At 68.2% G+C, this 20,387-nt stretch carries 17 protein-coding genes; 6 read left to right on the forward strand and 11 right to left on the reverse strand.

Translation table 11 applies throughout. The annotated features are described in order from the left end of the window. Window positions 1–18 precede the first annotated feature (18 nt). The 4 genes from KHN93_RS00465 to proP all read left to right on the forward strand — a co-directional run bounded on the left by KHN93_RS00465 (window position 19) and on the right by proP (window position 3,859). Complete coding sequence (locus KHN93_RS00465; RefSeq protein WP_211921476.1) at window positions 19–1,155, forward strand: alpha/beta hydrolase; 1,137 nt, start codon at window positions 19–21, stop codon at window positions 1,153–1,155. 100 nt (window positions 1,156–1,255) lie between these two features. Next, window positions 1,256–1,654 carry a host attachment family protein gene (locus KHN93_RS00470; protein WP_016902952.1) on the forward strand — a complete coding sequence of 133 codons (399 nt, stop codon included), beginning with the start codon at window positions 1,256–1,258 and terminating at the stop codon, window positions 1,652–1,654. Between the two features lie 21 nt (window positions 1,655–1,675). Further along, a complete protein-coding gene (locus tag KHN93_RS00475) occupies window positions 1,676–2,011 on the forward strand; it encodes a thioredoxin family protein (RefSeq protein WP_211921477.1) in 336 nt (111 codons plus the stop codon). A gap of 357 nt (window positions 2,012–2,368) precedes the next feature. Further along, complete coding sequence (proP, locus tag KHN93_RS00480; protein WP_104596089.1) at window positions 2,369–3,859, forward strand: glycine betaine/L-proline transporter ProP; 1,491 nt, start codon at window positions 2,369–2,371, stop codon at window positions 3,857–3,859. A gap of 136 nt (window positions 3,860–3,995) precedes the next feature. Here proP and KHN93_RS00485 read toward each other — a convergent pair whose 3' ends face one another. Beyond that, on the reverse strand, window positions 3,996–4,469 hold the full coding sequence (locus KHN93_RS00485) for an SRPBCC family protein (RefSeq protein WP_211921479.1): 474 nt from the start codon (window positions 4,467–4,469) through the stop codon (window positions 3,996–3,998). A gap of 173 nt (window positions 4,470–4,642) precedes the next feature. Here KHN93_RS00485 and KHN93_RS00490 point away from each other — a divergent pair, with 173 nt between their 5' ends. After that, the gene (locus KHN93_RS00490; RefSeq protein WP_212579568.1) at window positions 4,643–5,431 is read left to right on the forward strand and encodes an EcsC family protein; all 789 of its coding nucleotides are present in this window, start codon (window positions 4,643–4,645) and stop codon (window positions 5,429–5,431) included. Window positions 5,432–5,526: 95 nt separating this feature from the next. Here KHN93_RS00490 and KHN93_RS00495 read toward each other — a convergent pair whose 3' ends face one another. Continuing rightward, a complete protein-coding gene (locus KHN93_RS00495; protein WP_146090922.1) occupies window positions 5,527–5,883 on the reverse strand; it encodes a hypothetical protein in 357 nt (118 codons plus the stop codon). A gap of 183 nt (window positions 5,884–6,066) precedes the next feature. Here KHN93_RS00495 and KHN93_RS00500 point away from each other — a divergent pair, with 183 nt between their 5' ends. Continuing rightward, window positions 6,067–6,711, forward strand: coding sequence for a DUF938 domain-containing protein (locus KHN93_RS00500; protein ID WP_211921480.1), 645 nt, complete (start codon window positions 6,067–6,069; stop codon window positions 6,709–6,711). 124 nt (window positions 6,712–6,835) lie between these two features. On the opposite strand, the gene KHN93_RS00505 is transcribed toward KHN93_RS00500, so the two are convergent. The 9 genes from KHN93_RS00505 to KHN93_RS00545 form a co-directional block, all read right to left on the reverse strand. Then, entirely contained in the window at window positions 6,836–8,596 is a 1,761-nt protein-coding gene (locus KHN93_RS00505; protein ID WP_211921481.1) for a carboxypeptidase regulatory-like domain-containing protein, read from the reverse strand. A 115-nt stretch (window positions 8,597–8,711) separates the two neighbouring features. Further along, window positions 8,712–10,970, reverse strand: coding sequence for a hypothetical protein (locus tag KHN93_RS00510; RefSeq protein ID WP_211921483.1), 2,259 nt, complete (start codon window positions 10,968–10,970; stop codon window positions 8,712–8,714). After that, the gene (locus tag KHN93_RS00515) at window positions 10,967–12,154 is read right to left on the reverse strand and encodes a BatA domain-containing protein (protein ID WP_211921485.1); all 1,188 of its coding nucleotides are present in this window, start codon (window positions 12,152–12,154) and stop codon (window positions 10,967–10,969) included. The genes KHN93_RS00510 and KHN93_RS00515 overlap by 4 nt, the downstream gene beginning before the upstream one ends. Before the next feature lie 43 nt (window positions 12,155–12,197). Then, entirely contained in the window at window positions 12,198–13,094 is an 897-nt protein-coding gene (locus KHN93_RS00520; protein ID WP_211921487.1) for a DUF58 domain-containing protein, read from the reverse strand. Window positions 13,095–13,107: 13 nt separating this feature from the next. Next, window positions 13,108–14,100: an AAA family ATPase gene (locus KHN93_RS00525; protein WP_024940482.1), complete on the reverse strand. Its 993-nt coding sequence runs from the start codon at window positions 14,098–14,100 to the stop codon at window positions 13,108–13,110. 254 nt (window positions 14,101–14,354) lie between these two features. Beyond that, window positions 14,355–15,173, reverse strand: a complete 819-nt coding sequence (locus KHN93_RS00530; protein ID WP_102255277.1) for a DUF4159 domain-containing protein — start codon at window positions 15,171–15,173, stop codon at window positions 14,355–14,357. After that, entirely contained in the window at window positions 15,170–16,504 is a 1,335-nt protein-coding gene (locus tag KHN93_RS00535; protein ID WP_039517956.1) for a TldD/PmbA family protein, read from the reverse strand. The genes KHN93_RS00530 and KHN93_RS00535 overlap by 4 nt, the downstream gene beginning before the upstream one ends. 14 nt (window positions 16,505–16,518) lie before the next feature. Further along, the gene (locus tag KHN93_RS00540; protein WP_167707536.1) at window positions 16,519–18,153 is read right to left on the reverse strand and encodes a TldD/PmbA family protein; all 1,635 of its coding nucleotides are present in this window, start codon (window positions 18,151–18,153) and stop codon (window positions 16,519–16,521) included. Between the two features lie 579 nt (window positions 18,154–18,732). Beyond that, on the reverse strand, window positions 18,733–20,361 hold the full coding sequence (locus KHN93_RS00545) for a TldD/PmbA family protein (RefSeq protein ID WP_184353057.1): 1,629 nt from the start codon (window positions 20,359–20,361) through the stop codon (window positions 18,733–18,735). Window positions 20,362–20,387: the final 26 nt, after the last annotated feature.

Genomic DNA, 20,387 nt, shown 5'->3' on the forward strand with positions numbered 1-20,387 from the left:
TGCCTGGGAGGGCACTGCATGACACGTCATTGGTTGAACAAAACGCTGGCGCTCACGTTGATTTGTACCGCGTGCAGCGTGCACGCAATCGCCGCCGAGCCGGCACCAACGGCGACCGCATCGGCCCCCGATGGCATCCGGCATGTGCCCGCATTCGACCTGCCGGTGTCGGAGTATCTGAGCCCGGCCGCGCGTGCGCATATGGCCGCCGGGGTGGCCCGCGCCGATCCGTTGGACAAGGCCGACAACGCCACCTTGCTCAAGCAATTGCCGAGCATCCGCGCCGACACCGAGCGTTGGGCCAAAGGCGTGATTGCGCAGCTGCGCACGCGCTACGCGGTGGAGATCACGCCCGAAACCTGGAACGGCGTGCCGGTGCTGCGGGTGGAGCCGCGCACGCGCACACCCGAGCAGGCCAAGCGCATGTTGATCGAACTGCATGGCGGTAGCTTCGTGATGGGCAGCGCGGCCTCGTTCGGCTTGATGGAAGCCATTCCGCTGGCGGCGATGACCGGCATGACCGTGGTCGCGGTGGATTACCGCATGGGGCCCGAGCACCATTTCCCGGCTGCCAGCGAGGATGTGGCGGCGGTGTATCGCGCCGCGCTCAAGACCTATGCGCCAGAGCGCATCGGCCTGTTCGGTTGTTCGGCAGGCGGCGTGCTCACTGGTGAATCGCTGGCGTGGTTCGCCAAGGAGAAGTTGCCGATGCCGGCGGCGGCCGGGCTGTTCTGCGCCGCAGGTGATGCGCGCTACCGCGGCGATTCGCGCATTGTGGTGGCGGCAGTCAACGATGCCTTGCTGCCGGACGAGGCCGGTGCGTTGCCGATCTGGGAAGACCTGTACTACGGCGACAACGTGGACTTCCACGACCCGCTGGTGTCGCCGGTGTTTTCCGACGCGGTGCTGCAGCAGTTCCCGCCAACGCTGTTTCTGACCGCCACGCGTGCTGCCGAGCTGAGCAATGCCGCCTACACGCATGCGCGCCTGGTGGATCTGGGCCGCGAATCGGATCTGCATGTGTGGGACGGCTTGGGGCACGCCTTCCACCTCACCAATGCACTGCCGGAGAGCCAGCAGGCGCTGCGGGTGGCCGCGCGTTTCTTCAGCAAGCACCTGGGCCTGCCGCCGCCGCCGCTGGCCGCACCACGCTAACGCCACGCTGACACCGGCTAGGCGCGGCGCTTACATCCTCTCACCTAGGTTGAGGCCGACTGGCGTTGCACATGCAGCGCCGTTCTATCAGGAGAATCGAATGAGTCTGCAAATTCCTCAGGGTGCGTTGGTGGTGGTGGCTGATGGCGGCGAAGCGCGCTGGTTCACCAACACCGGGAACGAAGCCAAGGTGGTGCTGCGCCAGCACGCGCGCACCGATGTGCAGAACGTCGACGACGATGGCCCGGCCGGCAAGGCGCCGCAGGATCTCAGCGAGGCGGACATGGACGAAATGACCTTCGCCAAGCAGCTGTCGCATGCCTTGAACGATGGCGCGCTGAAGCACGAGTACACGCATCTGGTGCTGGTCGCCGACCCGACCACGCTGGGCCGCGTGCGCCCGCTGCTGCACAAGGAAACCCAGCAGCGCCTGGTCGGCGACCTGGCCAAGGACCTGACCAACCTGCCGCTGGAAGAGATCCAGCGCGCATTGTCGTAAGCACACCGGAGCGGCTAGACGATGGGGTTTGTTCGCAACTACGCCACCCAGGCGCCCGAACGCAGCGAGGTGGATGCACAGGCCGGTCTGCAGGTGCTGGAATTCGGCACCGACTGGTGCGGCCACTGCATTGCCGCGCAACCGCTGCTGCAGAAACTGCTGGGTGGCGTGGCGGCGCTCGACTACCGCAAGATCGAAGATGGAAAAGGGCGGCCCCTGGGCCGCTCGTTCCGCGTCACGTTATGGCCGACCATCATCCTGCTGCGCGACGGTGTGGAAGTGGCGCGCGCCGTGCGCCCGCAGACGCGCGAGGACCTGCAGCCGCTGCTGTCGCAGCTGGGTGAGGCCCTGGTGTAAGCATGCACAACGCCTGATCGATGGCGCGCACTACGGCAGGACTTGCGCAGTGCACCGAGGGCGCAAGGTGCGCGCCAAACACGCCAACTGCCTTGAAACAAGCAGTTTTCAGCGCTGCTGCCGTAGCGCGGCTGCAGCGATCTGCGCGCTGTAGTACCATAACGGGCTGATCAAGCCCTTGGGCATTGCCCATCCCTTGGTCGTCTGTCCCGCAGCGTCGCTGAGTCCACGCGGCCGTCCGGGAATGCCTCCGGCGTCATCTTGTGCATGTGCCATTGCCATGCCTGCGTGATGCGCCGTGTCCTGTGCGTTGCCAGGGCGAGCGGGCAGCGATGGCCGCACATGGAGACACAACACATGCACGACACGCGCGCGATTGCCTCGCACTTCGGTTGGTTCAAGCGCCGCCGCCAACTGCAACTGGACGAAGTCACCGTGGTGGACCGCGGCATGCTGCGCAAGGCGGTGGGCGCCGCCGCGCTGGGCAATGCGATGGAATGGTTCGACTTCGGCGTGTACGGCTATCTGGCGGTGACGTTGGGGCAGGTGTTTTTCCCGGCCAGCAATCCCACCGCGCAGTTGATTGCCACCTTTGCCACGTTCACCGTCGCCTTCCTGGTGCGGCCGATCGGCGGGCTGGTGTTCGGCCCGCTCGGTGACCGCTACGGGCGGCAGAAGGTGCTGGCCGCGACCATGATCCTGATGGCCCTGGGCACCTTCAGCATCGGCCTGATTCCGTCCTACGCCAAGATCGGCCTGTGGGCACCGGCGCTGCTGTTGCTGGCGCGGCTGTTGCAGGGGTTTTCCACCGGTGGCGAATACGGCGGCGCGGCGACCTTCATCGCCGAATACGCCACCGACCGCAATCGTGGATTGATGGGCAGCTGGCTGGAATTCGGCACCCTGGGCGGCTACATCGCCGGCGCCGCCACGGTGACGGTGTTGCACATGACCGTAACCCAGGCGCAGATGCTCGACTGGGGCTGGCGCGTGCCGTTCCTGATTGCCGGCCCGCTGGGGCTGCTGGGCCTGTACATGCGCATGAAACTGGAAGAAACCCCGGCATTTCGCGCCTATACCGAGCAATCCGAACAGCGCGAGCGCGAAACCGCCGCGCAGGGCCTGCTGACGATGCTGCGCCTGCACTGGCCACAGTTGCTCAAGTGCGTGGGCCTGGTGCTGGTGTTCAACGTCACCGACTACATGCTGCTGACCTATATGCCCAGCTATCTCAGCGTCACCATGGGCTATGCCGAGAGCAAGGGCCTGTTGCTGATCATTCTGGTGATGCTGGTGATGATGCCGCTCAACATCGTCGGCGGCCTGTTCAGCGACAGGCTCGGCCGCCGGCCGATGATCATCGGCGCCTGCATCGCGTTGTTCGCGCTGGCCATCCCCTGCCTGCTGCTGATCGGCAGCGGCCACGACGGCTTGATCTTCGCCGGCCTGATGCTGCTCGGCCTGGCGCTGGTGTGCTTCACCAGTTCGATGCCGTCCACGCTGCCGGCGCTGTTCTACACCCCGGTACGCTACAGCGCGTTGTCGATCGCCTTCAACGTGTCGGTGTCGTTGTTCGGCGGCACCACGCCGCTGGTGACCGCCTGGCTGGTGGAGCGCAGCGGTGACCCGTTGGTGCCGGCGTACTACCTGATGGGCGCGGCGGCGATCGGCCTGGTGACGATGCTGTTCGTGCGCGAAACCGCCGGCCTGCCGCTGCGCGGCTCGCCGCCGGCGGTGGCCACCGATGCCGAGGCGCGCGCATTGCTGCGCGGCGACAGCCCGGTGACGGTGGATGCGCAGCTGCCCGGCAGCACGGCGCCTGCCATGGGCCAGCCGCATACGGCGTAAGCGGACCCGGCGTGAGCGAGCGGTCCGCTATGTCGCCATCGGGGACGACAGTTGGCACGCCAGGGCGCGTGGCTTGATGGATCGGCGTCTACCGTGTCGCCCTCATGCCAGCGGGCGGCCGTGACATCAGCCGCCACTAGCGCAGCGCGCGACCGCTGCTGGCTGGCAGCTCGGGGCTGCGCATGTCGGCCGACGGCATGCCTTCGCCGGTTTCCACATAGCGCTTGAGACTGCTGCCCAAAAAGAAGCGCCAGCCGCGCGCACAGGCTTCCTTGCAGGGCGAGTCGCGATAGCCGGAGTGTTCGAACTCCACCTGCGTGCCCTGGCTGGTGGAACGCAGGTCAAAGCGCATCATCGTGCCCTTCCAGGCGTCGGTGTCGAGCATGTTGGAGGCGTGGCAGCGCCAGCGCACCAGGCGGTAGTCGGCACCGTCGTCAATGCTCAGCTCCACCCGCCAGCCCTGCCGGCTCCAGTCCAGCCGCACCCGGTCCTCGACCAGGCTCACCTCGCGCGTCCACCAGCGGGCCAGCTGCATGGGCTCGGACAATGCGGCGCAGACCACTTCCGGCGCGGCCGCAATGACGATGCTGTGGCGGATCTCACGATTCATCTGATCGGCATTCGCTGCTTGAACCCCGATGATCGCGCATTTTGCCAGCCAATTGCAGGGTGGTGTTTTTCGCTTGCCGAGTTCGCTCGTCCGGCGCTCACATGGTGCTGGGTACCATCGGCGCAAGCCCCCAACAACGAAGAGCAGGCATGACGACGCTTCCGATCCCGGTGATGGACGTTGCCGCGCAACGCGATCTGGCCACCGCGCACGCGCTGTTGGAAAACCCCGGCGTGGCCGCCCGACTGGCCAATGCAATGGGCGCGCCGATCGAGAGCCTGATCACCCGACGGCTACCGAAACTGGTTACCCGCAGCATCGACGGCGTCACCCGCCGCGCGTTGCAGGTGGCGATGAAATCGGCATTACTGAGCCTGCGCGGCAAGACCGATCTGCAGCAGCCTGCGTCCACCGCACGCCACACCATGGCGGTGGCTGTCGCCGGTGGTGCCGGCGGATTCTTCGGCCTGCCCGGGCTGTTGGTGGAGCTGCCGGTGACCACCACGGTGATGCTGCGCTCCATTGCCGATATCGCCCGTTCCGAAGGCGAATCGCTGCACGATCCGGAAACCGCGCTGGCCTGCCTGGAAGTGCTGGCGCATGGCGGGCGCAGTGTCAGCGACGACGGCGCCGAGTCGGGCTATTTCGCGGTGCGCGCAGCAATGGCGCAACAACTCAGCGCTGCGGCGCATTACGTCACCGCGCACGGCTTTGCCAGCAAGGGCGCACCAGTGCTGGTGTCGCTGGTGTCGCGCGTTGCGGCCAAGTTCTCGGTCAATGTCGGCGAAAAACTCGCCGTGCAGGCAGTGCCACTGGTCGGTGCGGTGAGCGGCGCAACCCTCAATACGGTGTTCATGCGCCACTTCCAGGCGATGGCGCGTGGGCACTTCATCATGCGCCGGCTGGAGCGGCGCTATGGCGAGGATGCGGTGCGACGTGCGTATGAGAAATTGACCAGCTAAACGGTGATAAGGCACCGGACCCGCAAGGATGGGGACAGATCCTTGCGATCCGGTGCCACTTTCAGCTGATCAGCAGACGATGTTCCTGCCTGAGTTCAGAGCGGTTGCGGTGTACAGAGTGCGCGCGCACTCGCCGAGCCGATAAACTGATTGTTGGCGTCGCTCACCATTACATTGGCGGTGATGAACGTACTGCTGCGTGGGCAATAAAAGTTGCAATCCTCGCTGTTGGTGCAATTTCTGGGGAAGATGGCGCCAGCAGTATTGTTGAAGGTCCATGCATATTTGAATGGCGTTGGTGATCCCGGGCTATCTACGCCAGCCCAGCAATAATCACTGCCTGTGCAGTCGAGTATTACAGTGGAAGCTTGTGCATTTGCAGTGGGTGCGGCAGCAAAACTCGCAGCAATCGCTAGGAAACTCGTGGTCAAAAAAGCAACGGCCTTGTTCATGCAGATCTCCTCTGGAGTATGTCCCCGCGTCATCATGCACAAACGATAGCGAGGCATTTGGGATGGGGATCGCTAAATCGATGGGCATGCGCCTGTGTGAAAACTACCGATGAGCGCATGAGCTCGCTGGATGTTTTGCATCCATAATGCAGAGATGTCCTGACGTTTCTTTCGATGCTCCCTATGACCAAGCCGTTCTCACCAGCCTCCGCACGCAACCGCGACCCGATCCTGGAGGTGTTGCAACGGCACTTTGCCGACCGCCGCAATGTGCTGGAAATCGGCGCCGGGACCGGGCAGCACGCGGTGCATTTTGCGGCTGCGATGCCGTGGGCGCGCTGGCAGGCCAGCGATCATGCCGACCATCTGCCGGGAATGACGCAGTGGCTGGACGAGGCGGCACTGCCGAATACGCCGCCACCGATTGCATTGCAGGCGGTGCTGACGCCGACACCGGGCCTGGCGCCCACGCCGCCATTGCCGCCTGCGCAGGCGGGCGAGCCTGCCGGCTACGACGCGGTCTACAGCGCCAATACCTTGCACATCATGGGCTGGCCGCAGGTGCAGGCGTTGTTTGCGGGGTTGCCGGCGGTGATGGCGCCGGATGCGCTGCTGGTGGTGTATGGGCCGTTCAACCGCGATGGCCAATTCACCAGCCAGAGCAATCGCGCGTTCGATGCGATGTTGCGCGAACGCGATGCCGCATCGGGCATTCGCGATGCCGAAGCGGTGGATGCACTGGCGGCGTCGGTGGGTTTGCAGTTGCTCGACGATGTGGCGCTGCCGGCGAACAACTGTTGCCGGGTGTGGTCGCGTCAGTCGCGTTGAAAGTGTCGCCGAGAGATTGCTGATGTTGCAGCACTGCTGTTTTCCAGTGCAGTGGAGTGCAAAGGCCCTGGAAAGCGCGCCGCACGCGAGCCTGCGCTGATGAAGTGGCCGTGCGCTGCGGCAGTCAGCGCCTGCGTCGTTCCAGCCACCACAGTGCTGCGGCCAGCGTGAGCCAGGCCAGCAACCAGGGCCAGCGGGCGCCGGGTTGTGCTGTTGGCGCGCCGACGCTTGCGGGCGTGTCGATGGCGGCCATCCTAACGGTGGCGTCGCGGGTTTGCTGGGTGTGCAGCGCGGGGGCATCGCCGGGCGCGCGGACATAGAGCCAGCGCTGTTCGGTGCCGGTCTGCAGACGATGCCAGCCTGCGGCGGCCGGCCAGTAGGCGGCGCAGGCCCGCGTGCCGCTGGCGGGATCGATCAGCAACGCTTGAGATGCGCCGGTAGGGCCGGTGACAGCCGCGTCTGCGGCGACACCGCACAACGTCATGCGGTGCTGCGACCAGCCTGCCTGCACCGCAGCCGGTGCGCTGCCGCCTGCGCGGGCGACAGCGCTCACCAGCTGCGCCCACAGCGCGGCATGCAGGTCGCTGCGGCCGGCCAGGACCAGGGCGAAGCTGTCTTCGATCAGGCCGATGCCGATGCGGCCGCGGCCTTGCGGCCGCCACCAGCCCAACGCGCTGCCGTCGTCTGCGCGTGCGGCGATCACGGCGTCGGCCTGTTGCGGCTGCAGGGTGCGGCGTTGCAGGGGCGGCAGTGGCGCGGCGCCGGCCGGCGCTGCGGCTGGGTCGATGGCGCCGGGCGATGCCAGCGAGCGTGGCGCGGCGACCGCTGCGCCGGTGCTGCCGCCTGTCACGGCCAGGCCCAACTCGCCGAGCGCGGCGCGGGCGGCAGCATCCAGGGGGCCATCGGTGCGCACCAGCACGCCCAGGCCGCGGCCGATCGCGGCGCGCACGCCCTGGCGCTGCGCGTTGCCCAGGGCGACCAGGCGGCGCTGGTCGATGACCAGCAGGTCCAGCGCATCCAGGCTGGCCGCATCCAGCGCAGCGCCCTCGCCCAGTTGCACGCCGGGGCCGACGGCGATCTGGCTGCGCACCTGCATGCCGGCATCGCTGGCCCAGCGGCGCAGGTATTTCAGTTCCGGCTGCGGCGCGCCGGCCAGCAACAGCACGCGTGCGGACGGCACTGCGGCGATCAGCACCGGCACCGGCACGCGGCTGCGTTCGGCGCCTGCGCCATCGCGCAGGCGCAGCGCAAACAGCACCTGCCCCGGTGCGCGCGCCAGGCCACGCAGCTGCACCTGGCCGGCCGCATCGGCGGTGGCGGTGTCGACCACCTGCCCGGCCGGGTCCAGCAGCTCCACCCGCGCGCCCGGCAGGCCCTGCACGCGCGCGCTGATGGCGATGCGTTCGCCGGGTGCGACCGGCGGCGGCGTGGAGACGGCGACCAGACCGGTGGGCAGCGGAGCTAGCGCAAGCCGCACAGGGATACGCAGCCCGTCGCGGTCGCGCGCCGGCAGGCCGCTGCCATGCACGACCAGCGCGGTGGTGCCGGGCGCACGCCGCAACGCAGTGGCCAGGTCCGGGACGCGTGGCACGCCGGGCAAGGCGGGCGCCTCGGGCAGGGCGACCCACGCCGCAGCAGTCGGGCGAACCTGGTCTGCCGGGGTGCCCGCGGTGGCGACATGCAGTTCGCTCGTACTGCCGGCGCGCGGCGGCGGCAGCAGCACCGGATAGAGCAGGCCGGCCAGGAGCGGTTGGGCGGCGAGCAACAGCCACAGCCGCGCGCGCGCGCGTGGTTGCCGGGCATGTGCGCGCAGCAGCCGGAACCAGCTCAGCATCACCAGCAGCAACAAGGCACTGCCGACCAGCCAGGGCAGCGCGAGCGTCATGCCTGCGGCTCCGCTTGCGTGCATCCAGCCCGCCGTGGCCACAGGCGCCGGGTCGCCGTGCGCGCGTGCAGCCGGCGCAGGCTGCCGCGTGTGGTCAACCGGGGTGGTGGCAGCATCATGGTTGCGGCTCCTGGCGCAGGGCATCCAGATAGCGCTGGCCGCGCGCGTCGGCAGGGGCGCGCCGGTGCAGCGGGGCCGGCGGGGCGACGAGGGTGCGCCAGACCTGGGCGCGCAGCTGGGCGCGGCAGCTGGCGCAAGCGGGTTCGGCGCGCAGGGTTTCCACCGCCGCGGCCAGGCCCAGCGGATCCTGCAGGCCCTCCTGCTGGGCCTGCAGCCACTGCGCGTAGCGGGCCAGGGTGGCGTCGGGCACCGGAGCCTGCTCGCCGAGCGCGTCCCACAACTGCAGCGCCGACGGGTCCGGATCCGGGCGGCTGTCCAGGCCGGCGGCACGGTCGCCCAGGCCAGCGCGGTCGCCGCTCAGGCGGCGGCCGGGATCGATCGGCGGCAACTGCGTGCCGACCCGCGCCAGGTAGATGCGTTCGGCCTGCTGCACCTGCTTGATGAAGCCCAGCGCCTTGTTGGCAAACGGCAACGCACGCTCCGGGTGGCCCTGGCGCAGCTCGCCCTCGGACTGCCACATCTGGTCCAGCGCGGCACGCAGCAGCGCGCGGGTCTGCGGGTCGAGCAGGGTGGCGGCTTCGGCGTGGTCGTGGGTGTGCCCGAACTCGGACAGCACGTCCTGCGCCTGGCCGAAGCCGCCGCGCTCCGGCGCCCCGTCGCCATGCGCATGGTCGTGGTCGTCCAGCGCGGCAGCGCCGGCCTCGGCGGCATGGTCGTGCGCATCGTGCCCGTGTTCGTCCCGGGCGGGCGCGGGCGCCGCAGGCGTTGCCGGCGCATCCGCGGTGGGCATGTCGGCAGTGGGCAGATCGTCGGCCGGGGCGTCGCTGGTCGGCGCTTCGTCGGCGGTCGGCGGGCCCTTGGGCGGGCCTTCGCTCTCTTCGCCCAGGAACTGGCCGTAGCGCAGCCGCAGCAGGCGCTGGTCCACGCCGATGGCGTCGGCGCGCTTGAGGTAGGTGGCCGGGTCCAGGCGCGGCTTTTCCTTCAGCAGCGCCTCGGCGTCGATGATGATCTGGCGCTGGCTGCGGAAGTAGGCCGGCAAGGTCTGCTTGACGCTGGCCTCCAGGCCGGCAGCCATGGTCTGCTCCGGCGGTGGCCAGCGCAGGATCACGCTGGCGCTGCGGCCTTCCTGCGGGCCAGGCTGGCGGGTGTCGTGCACGATGAGCTGGGCGATCAGGTCGTCGCCGGCGGTCATGCCCAGCGCCTGCGGCTGCAGCGTGGTGGAAAAGCCGCGCAGCCGGGCCGGGCCGTTGCCGCCGAGCGTGCGGCGCTGGGTCTTGAAGGTGATGTTCTCGCCGCTGCCCTGGGCCAGGGTCAGGCGCAGCTCGGCGCTGGCGGCGACCGCGTAGTCGTCGCTGGCTTCGAAGCGCAGCGTCCAGCCTCCACTGGACGGTGTCCACAACACCAGGCTCTGCTCGGGCACCAGCACGCGCACCTGTGGTGGGCGGTCCGGCAGCACGTCGAGGCGATGCAGCTGGCGGTCGGCCGGCGCGCCGTCGATGAGGATGCGGTACAGGCTGGCACGCTCGGCGACCCACTGGCCCTGCCATTGGTCGGTGCTGCCTTGCCGGGCCAGCGCGATGCTGCGGCCGTCACTGAGCCGCAGTGCCACGCTGCGCGGGGCCGGGTTGACCTGTAGCTGCCAGTGCAGCCGGGTGCCGGTGGGCACACGCGCATCCAGGCCGGGCAGGCGTGCGGGCGGCAGGCCGGTGTAGGCGGGCGGGGTGCTGTGCAGCCGCGCCTGACCCAGGGTGGGGGCGCCGGTGCCGGCGCGTGCGGCGGCGATCCGGTCGTTGCCTGCGGTGGGCCGGTGAGCGGTGTGCGGCCACAGCAGCACCGCGGCGCAGGCGAGCAGGCCGGGCAGGCCCCATGCCCAGGCGCGCCGCCAGGGCCAGGCCGGGCGCAGATCACGCGGGGTGCTGCGCAGGCGTTGTTCCAGGCGCTGGCGTTGCAGGGCCTGCAACGGGCCGAGCTGCCCGGCCGGGGCGAACAGCAGGTCGCTGCTGTCTTCCAGATCCGCGTCGCGATCCAGCCGGCGGATCAGCCAGGTCTGGTCCAGCCGGCGTGCTGCCAGCAGCGCCACGCCGATCAGCACCAGCAGGCCCAGAAGCAGCAACGGCAGGATCGCCGGCTGCGCACCGGCACGCCACGCCAGCAGCGCCGGCAGCATGGCCAGCGGCAGCCCGCACAGCAGCACGCCTGCGGCCTGCCGTCGCCGCGCGGCCTGCCAGGCGTGGTGCAGGGCTGGCGTGCTCATGCCGCGCTGCTCCGGCGGGGCGCGGTGGCCAGCCAGCGTTCGATCGCAAACAGCAGCAGCACCAGGCCGATCAGCCATGGCGCCAGCGGCCAGGGGGCATTGGCCAGGCGGATGGCGGGGCCGCGCTGCGGCTGCTGGGTCTGCGCCAGCGCGCGCTGTGGTGCGGGTATCGACTGCAGGGCGTCATGCAGGCGGGTGGGGAAGTCGGCATCCAGCAGCGCCGGCAGCCGCTGCGGCTGCAATGGCGCGGCCCAGCGCAGCAGGCGGCCGCGGCCAACCGTTGCGGCATCGATCAGCGCGGCGCCGTGTGCGTCCTGCAGCAGCGCTTGCAGCGGGCCCGCGAGTGCGGGCGGGGCCGGCGTCTGCGCATCGAGCAGCAGCTGCCCGCCGGCCGCGACCCAGGCGATGACCGGCGCCGGTGGTGGGCGCTGCGACAGCCACGCCACCACCGTGCCGGCCGGCCAGCGTGCCGGCTCGGCCGCGCTGGGGGCGCTCACCGGCAATGCGCCGGGCAGTGCCCAGGCGGCATGCACGGCGCGCAGATAGCGCAGGGCCGGCTCGGTGGGGGCATCGGCGATTGCCTGCAGCCGCAACGGTGGGACGGGCGCCACAGCGGCTGCCGGCGACTGGCCGGGCAGCACCTGCCAGCGCACCTCGCGCGACAGCTGCAGGCGTTGCGCATCCAGCGGCCCCCACTGGCTGGGCACGATCACGCGCAGCGCGGTCTCCGGCGGCAGGCTGGCATCGAGTTCGCGCAGCAGGCTGCCGACTGGCGGCGCGGTGCCGGCGGGCGTGGCGGGTGGGTGTGTGGCATCGGCAGCGATCGGCGGGAAGCCCGGGGCCAGCCACACCCATTGCGCGTTGGCCGCGTGGCCGAGCGCCCGGGCCGCGGCCAGATCCACGCCGGGGCTGACCGCGACGCGCGGGCGCGCCTGCTGGTGGTCGCGCAAGGCCGGCTCGGCCAGCAGCAGCGCCACTGCGGCCAGCAGCAGCAGGCGCACCAGCAGCAGCGGCCATTCGTCGAAACGCAGCCGGTGCCGGGGCCGCGGCTGCGCGCGCAGCCAGCGCAATGCGGCAAAGTCGGTGGGCCGGTGTTCGCTGCGTCGGGCCAGATGGATCAGCAACGGCAGCAGCAGTGCGGCCAACGCGGCCAGGCCGGCGGGGAACAGCAGGAGCAGGTTCACTGCTGCGCTCCCTCAGCTGCGGCGCTGGCGCCGGCGCGCTGGCTCATCGCCGCGCACCGTGTGCAAACAGCTCGCGCAATGCCGCATCCGGTGGCGCATCCAGGTAATGCACCGCGTGCGCAATGCCGGCCGCCTGCCAGCGTGCCTGCAACGCGCGCTGGGCAGCGCCGAAGCGTTGCAGATACGCAGCACGCATCGCGGCGCCGTCGCCGAGCAGTTCTTCGCCGGTTTCCGGGTCGCGGAAGCGGTGCCCGCCGCTGAAGGGAAAATCGCGTTCGTCGCAGGTCAGCACCTGCAGCTGCATCACCTCGCGGCGTGCGGCGGCGAGTTTTTCCAGCGCGCCGAGCAGGTCCTGGTCGAAGCCGTCGCCGATCGACAGCACCAGTGAATGAGCGGCGATGCGTTCCCACAGCGGACGCAGCGCGTCCATGCCCGGCCAGCGGCCACCGGCGCGCAGCCCGTGCAGGGCCAGCCAGAGCCGGTCGCGCTGGCGCGGCCCGCCACCGGCCGGCACGGCCACCAGGCCATCGCCATGCACCGCGAACAGGCCGACCTGGTCGCCTTGCCGCAGCGCGACCTCGGCAGCGCACGCGGCCAGGGTCGCCATCGCCTGCAGGCGCGTGACCTGCGGGCGCGCCTGGTCGGCCTGGCCGGCGGAGGCGGTGGCGTCGAGCAACACCCACAGCGTCAGCGGACTTTCGCGCTCGGCCTCGCGCACGAAGAACCGGTCTGAACGGGCGTAGAGCTTCCAGTCGATCTGGCGCAAGGCATCGCCGGGTTCGTAGGCGCGGTATTGCGAGAATTCCAGCCCGGCGCCGCGGCTGCGGCTGGCGTGCTGGCCGATCCCCTGCGCGCCCTGCGCCTGCCGCGCACGCAACTGCAGGCCGCGCAGGCGGCTGCGCAGCTCGGCGGGAATCAGTGCCGGCACGTCCATGCTCACGCCGCAACCCGCCTCACGCCGGGAACGGCACGGCGCGCAGCAGCGCGGCGACCACGTCGTCGGCGCTGCGTTGTTCGGCCTCGGCGGCGAACGACAGCAGCAGGCGATGGCGCATCACCGGCGCTGCCAGCGCGACGACATCCTCGCGGGTGGCGGCAAGGCGGCCATGCAGCAGCGCACGCGCCTTGGCCGCCAGCACCAGCGATTGCCCGGCGCGTGGGCCGGCGCCCCATTTGATCCACTGGCGCACGTCCTCGCTGGCCTGCGGGCCGGGGCGGCTGGCGCGCACCAGGCGATTGATCCAGGTCAGCAGATCCGCGCCCACGTGCACGTGCCGCACCTGTTGCTGCAGCGCCAGCACGCTGTCGGCATCCATCACCCTGGGCACCTGCGCGCTGCTGGTGCCGGTGGTCTGGCTGAGGATGTCGCGCTCTTCCTGCTCGCTGGGATAGTCCACCCGCACATGCAACAGGAAGCGGTCCAGCTGCGCTTCCGGCAACGGATAGGTGCCGGCCTGTTCGATCGGGTTCTGTGTGGCCAGCACGAAGAACGGCGCCGGCAACGCATAGGTGGTGCCGGCGTAGCTCACCGTGCGCTCGCTCATCGCCTCCAGCAGCGCGGCCTGGGTCTTGGGCGGGGTGCGATTGAGCTCGTCGGCCAGCAGCAGGTTGGTGAAGATCGGCCCCTGCTGGAACCGGAACTGGCGATGTCCGGTGCCGTGATCCTCTTCCAGCAGCTCGGTGCCGAGAATGTCGCTGGGCATCAGGTCCGGGGTGAACTGCACGCGGCGGAACTGCAGCTCCAGCGCCTGCCCCAGCGAGCGCACCAGCAGCGTCTTGCCCAGGCCGGGCGCGCCTTCCAGCAGGCAGTGGCCGCCGGCGAGCAGGCCGATCAGCAGTTGCTCCACCACCGCGTCCTGGCCCACCACCGCCTGCGCCAGGGCCGCACGCAACGCGCCAAGTTGGGAGAGCTGCCGGGTAAGGGTGTCGTCGTTGGGGGAAGTCATGGGAAACGTCTCGTTGTGGGACTGCTGGCGTAGGAGCGCGCTGGCGCGCGATGCGCTACCGGTGAATCTGCATCGCGCGCCAGCGCGCTCCTACAAAAGCGTGCGGGGCTCGCGGGTGCGACGGCGGTGGTTAGCGGTGGATGCCGTGCCCGTGCCTGTGAAACATCTCACGCGATCTGTGCAGGAGCGCGCTTGCGCGCGAGGCGGCGTTACCGGTACGGCATCGCGCGCCAGCGCGCTCCTACAGGGTGGTTTCAGTTGGTCAATGCATACATCACGATGTTCACTGCGAACTTGGTGTTGTCTTCGGCCAGGAAGCGTTTGTTGCGCCAGTCGTAATCCCATTCGCAGCCGTAATCCTTGTTGCTGTACAACACGCCGAGCCGGCCGTCGATGCTGATGCCCCTGAGATAATCGTGCACCAGGTCGTCGCCCCAGCCATTGAGCTCGAAACTGGTGGCCGGCGGGCCGTCGGGGAATTTGAAGAATGCGCTGTAGAGACGGTGGTTTTTGGGCAATTTCTGCAGCGCGGTCTTGCCGAAGATGGAGGCCATCTGCGCTTCGAACGAGGTGGCGAACAGCCCGTCGATATCGTGGTTGCAATCGTCCACGAACACGAAGCCGCCATTGCGCACATAGCGCTCGAAGTTGCGCCGCTCGGCGGGATTGAACTCCACCAGCTTGTGCCCGGACAGATAGCAGAACGGCGCCTGCAGCATGCGCGGATCGGCCAGGTCCAGCACATGCTCCTGCGGGTCCACGCGCAGCTGGGTGTAATCGATCAACGAGGTGATCAGGTTGGACGGCATGCGCGCATCCACATCCCAATCGCCCGAGTCATACCGCAGCCGGGTAAACCAGAAATCGTAATTGCCCGCCGCCCGCGCCTGCCGCGGTAACGCCAACGCAGCGACGCTACCGAGCAGCAATCCAAGGAAATGACGGCGCGTCGCGGGCGCCGCCAGGGCGTGTAGACCGGGAACGGGATGTGCAGGAAAACCATCGGGCCGCGAAGAGCTTGCTCCGCTCTCCCATTCCCGATTCCCCACTCCCGATTCCCGGCTCTCAGTCACACCGCATCCGACAACGAGGTAAACGTAAAGTCACGCAGCCGCATCGGCGGAATCATCATCACGTAGCTGGATTCATCGCCAGCCACGCGCACCGGCCTGCCCAGCTCGTCGATGTTGTTGAGCATGATGATCGGCGATTCGTTGAAGCGGAAATTCTTCACCGGGTACTTGATCTGCCCGTTCTCGATGTAGAAGGTGCCATCGCGGGTCAGCCCGGTCAGCAGCACGGTCTGCGGGTCGACCATGCGGATGTACCAGGTGCGCGTGACCAGGATCCCCTTCTCGGTGCCGCGCACCAGCTCGGCGATGTTCTTGTCGCCACCGGCCATCAGCAGGTTGCCCGGCTCGCCGACCGCGCGCTTGCCGTTCTTCTGCGCCCAGAACCGCGAGTACTGCAGATTGGCGATCTTGCCGTTCTCCACGATCGGCATCTTCTCGCGCGGCAGGCCTTCCTCGTCCCACGGCAGCACGGCGGCCCGCGCATCCCACGGGTCGGCGGTGATGTTCACGCGCGGGTCGTAGACCTGCTCGCCCAGCTTGTTGCCGCCGCCCTTCTTGGACAGGAAGCTGCGGCCCTCGTCGGCCATGCGCGCATCGAAGTAGCGCATCATGAAAGAAATCAGGCCTGCCGCCGCTGCCGGCTCCAGGATCACCGTGTACTTGCCCGGCTCCAGCGCCTTGGCTTCGGACGAGTCGCTGGCCTTGCGCATGGCGATGCGGATGTCCTGCTCGGCCTTGAAGTCGGCGGCATCCTTGAGGTTGCGCCCGACCCAGCCCGAGCCGCGGCCATCCTCGGTGCGCACGGTGCAGGTGTAGTCGAAACGCGCGCCGCGCTGGTAGCCGAAGTTGCCCTTGCTGTTGGCGAACGCGGTAAAGCTCTGGCCATCTTCCAGGAAGCCGGCCGCGATCAATCCCTTGCCCTTGCACGGAGCGATCGAATCGGCGGCCACCTGCGCGCGGAACGCAGGGTCGATGGCGGCGGTGGATTCGCTGAAGGTGGGGCTGGGTTTATAGGTCTGCTTGTCTACCGCCGGCATGAACTCCGGGTTTTCCGGCGCCAGCCGCGCCAGGTCTTCGGCACGCCGCACCACGCGCTCCAGCGCGGCGTCGTCGAACTCGTTGATGGTGGCGATGCCCACACGCTTGCCGAACGCCACCTGCACCTGCAGGTCGGTGTTGTCGACGATGCCGCTGGTGGACACGTTGTTGAGTGCGAAACGGATATTGCCGTCGATCGAGCCGCTGAGCGTGGCGGTGCACTCGTCGGCCTTGGACAGCTTGATGACCTTGTCCAGGATGGCCTTGGCCTGCGCTTCGGTAAGGATGCTCATGTGGGTTTCTCCTGTCAGCCGAGCGAGCGGGCGGTGTTGATGACGTTGATGCCGTCGAAACGGGCGGTGGACGAGCCATGCGAGACCGCCGAGGACTGGCTCGGCTGGCCCTTGCCGTCGAAGAACGAGCCGCCCAGGCGGTAGTCGCGTTGATCGGCCACCGCGCTGCAGGCGTTCCAGAATTCCGGCGTGCGGATCTGGTAGGCCACGTCCTCGAGCATGCGAGTGATCGCGCCGTTCTTGATCTCGTAGAACAGCTGGCCGCCGAACTGCGCGTTGTAGCGCTGCTGGTCGATGGAGAACGAGCCGTCGCCGATGATGTAGATGCCGTTTTCCACGTTCTTGATCAGATCGCTCACGCTCAACGGTGTCTTGCCGGCGGCCAGCGACACATTGGCCATGCGCTGGAACTGCACGCTCGACCACGAGTCGGCGTAGCAGCACCCGTCGGAGGCGGTCTTGCCGAGGATATGCGCCTGGTCGCGGATGGCCTGGTAGTCCACCAGCTTGCCGTCGCGGATCAGGTCCCACTGCTTGGTCTTGACGCCTTCATCGTCGTAGCCCACCGCGCCCAGGCTGCCGGGCTGGATCTTGTCGGCCAGGATATGCACCTTGTCGCTGCCGTACTGGAAACCGGCCTTGAGCTTGTCCAGCGTGGCGAAACTGGTGCCGGCGAAATTGGCCTCGTAGCCGAGCACGCGATCCAGCTCCAGCGGGTGGCCGACCGACTCGTGGATGGTGAGCCAGGTGTGCGAGGGGTCCAGCACCAGATCGTACTTGCCCGGCTTCACCGACGGCGCCTTGAGCTTTTCCTGCGCCTGTTTGGCCGCGGCGATCGCGTCCTCCTTCATGTCGTAGGACAGGCCGTAATTCACCACGCCATTGGGCGAGACGAACTTGCCCGAGGCGGCGCCATCCAGATATTCGTAGCCCAGGCCCATCGGCGCGGACAAGCCGTCGCGGGTGCGGAACTTGCCGCTGGCCTTGTCGATGGCGGTCACGCTCAGCGGCGCCCAGATGCGGTGCACGTCCTGGTCGATATACGAGCCGTCGGTGCTGGCAAAGTACTTTTGCTCGTTGACCACGAACAGCATCGAATTGACGAAGTTGGCGCCGGCAGCGGTGGCGGCAGCGTTGACGCCTAGCAGCAGGTCTACCTTGTCCTTGATCGGCACTTCCATCGCGTTTTTCTTGATCGGCGTCCTCCAGCTGACCTCGCCCACGCCCGGCGTGGGCGCCAGCTGCACCGGCGTGCCCTGCACCTTGGCATTGGCCTTGGCGATCGCGGCGGCCTGCGAGGCGGCCTTGGCCACGCCCTGTTCGGTGAGCTCGTTGGTGGCGGCAAATCCCCAGGCGCCAGCCACCAGGACGCGCACGCCCGCACCGATGGATTCGGTGTTGACCACGTTCTGCACCTTGTCCTCGCGGGTGATGACGAACTGGCGCAGATAACGGCCGATGCGCACATCGCAATAGCTCGCACCGGCCTGGCGCGCGGCGTTGAGGCCGGCATCGGCCAGGCGCTTCTTGCGGCCCACATCCAGCTGCGTCACCAACTGCTCGGCGGCGATCGCCTTGCCGAAGTAGGCGGGCACGATCAGCCCGCCCATGGTCAGCCCGGTCAGGGCCAGGAAATCACGTCGCTGCACGGCAACTCCCCAATGATCCCGCGCGGCGCGCAGGTAGTGTGGTGACGCACAGATCGCTATCTGCGCGGTATCGCCGATTCTTGCCGGGCGATGAACGCTGCGTCAAATGACTTTCGGCAGGGGTCGTTGCGCAAACGCTATACCTGCATGAATCGGTTGGCGCAGCGGGCCTGCGCGTGTGGCGAGCGCTGCTGAACCGCTGCGATGGATGTGGCCGCGCGTTGAGAGCTCTGGATGTCAGGCATGCGTGGTTGTCTGCGATCGTGCATGTGCGATCAGCAGGTCGTCGGGGGCGGTGTTTGCTTCATGGGGGTCTGGTTGAAAAGCGTTTGGTCTGCGGCTTGGTTGCAGGGCCCTTGCCCGCCCACCATCGCAGGACACGCCGCAAGTACGTCCGTGTAGGCTCTTACGCGGCATCCATGCCGCGTAAGGTCCCGCGACGGTAGGCGGACAAGGACCTGTCGAGATGGTCGGTGTGCACAGTGAAGAGCGGTAAGAACAGTGCGTGATGCGCGCTGTTCGATGCTGGTGCGCAAGCTCAATCTCTGGGGCACCACGCCCGCGACCGACCAGTTTCTCTCAACCCAAGGCGCGCGCGGTGTTGATCACGTTGATGCCATCGAAGCGCGCCGTGGACGACCCGTGCGAGACCGCTGATACCTGGCTGGGTTGGCCCTTGCCATCGAAGAACGAGCCGCCCAGGCGGAAATCGCGTTGATCGCAGACCGCGCTGCAGGCATTCCAGAATTCCGGCGTGCGGATCTGGTAGGCGCCGTCTTCCACCAGGCGCGTGACCTGGCCGTTCTCGATTTCGTAGAACAACTGCCCGCCGAACTGCGCGTTGTAGCGCTGCTGATCGATCGAATACGAGCCGCGCCCGTGGATGTACAAGCCGCGCTCGACGTTCTTGATCATGTCGGCAACAGCCAGCGGCGTCTTGCCTGCCGCCAGCGAGACATTGGGCATGCGCTGGAACTGCACGCTGGACCACGAGTCGGCATAGCTGCAGCCATCGGACTCGGTCTTTCCGAGCAGATGCGCCTGATCGCGCGTGCATTGGTAATCGACCAGGATGCCGTCCTTCACCAGCTCCCACTGCTTGCTCTTGACGCCTTCATCGTCGTACCCCACTGCGCCCAGGCTGCCGGGCTGGGTGCGGTCGGCGACGAAGGTCACCGCATCGCTACCCCAGCGGAAACCGGCATCGCGCTTGTCCAGCGTGGCAAAACTGGTGCCGGCGTAATTGGCCTCGTAGCCGAGCACGCGATCGAGCTCAAGCGGGTGGCCCACCGACTCGTGGATGGTGAGGAACAGGTTGCTCGGATCGATCACCAGATCGTATTTGCCCGCCTTCACCGACGGTGCGGTGAGTTTGGCGCGTGCCTGTTTGGCGGCGGCGATCGCATCTTCGCGCGCGTCGTAACTGTGGCCGTAGCCGATGAGTCCGCCAGGCAACCGGTGCTTCTGGCTGGCATCGCCATCCAGGTATTCGTAGCCCATGCCCATCGGCGACGACAGCCCGTCGCGGGTGCGGAACTTGCCGCTGGCCTTGTCCACCGCGGTGACGGTGAACGGCAACCACAACCGGTGCACATCCTGATCGATATAGGAGCCATCGCTGCTGGCGAAGTACTTCTGCTCGTTGATCGCAAACAGGCGCGAGGCCACGAACGTGGCGCCGGCATTGAGTGCGGCCGCGTTGACGTCCATCAGCAGCGCCACCTTGTCCTGCAGCGGCACTTCCATTGCGTTCTTCCTGATCGGCGTCTTCCAGCTGACCTGTCCGGCCGGCGTCACTGGCGCCAGCTGCACCGGCGAGCCGCCCAGCCGCGCGTTGGCCTTGGCGATCGCCACCGCCTGGCGCGTGGCGGTGGCCACGCCATCGCTGGTGAGCGTGTTGGTGGCCGCAAATCCCCACGCGCCATCGGCCAGTACGCGCACGCCCACGCCGCTGGATTCGGCGTTGACCACGTTCTCCACCTGCGCCTCGCGGGTGATCACGAACTGGCGCAGATAACGGCCCACGCGCACATCGCAGTAACTGGCACCGGCCGCCTTGGCGGTGCTCAGCGCGGTATCGGACAAGCGACGGCTGCGCGCGGCATCGTTGGGTGTGAGCAACTGCTCGGCCGCGATCAGGCGCGTGTTCGGCAGCAGCAGCCCGGCAGCACCAATGCCGGACAGGGTGAGGAAGGTACGACGGTCCACGGCGGTTCTCCGTTGAAGGCCAGCGG

It is taken from the genome of Xanthomonas arboricola pv. juglandis, assembly GCF_905367715.1.
Taxonomy (GTDB): Bacteria; Pseudomonadota; Gammaproteobacteria; order Xanthomonadales; family Xanthomonadaceae; genus Xanthomonas; species Xanthomonas arboricola.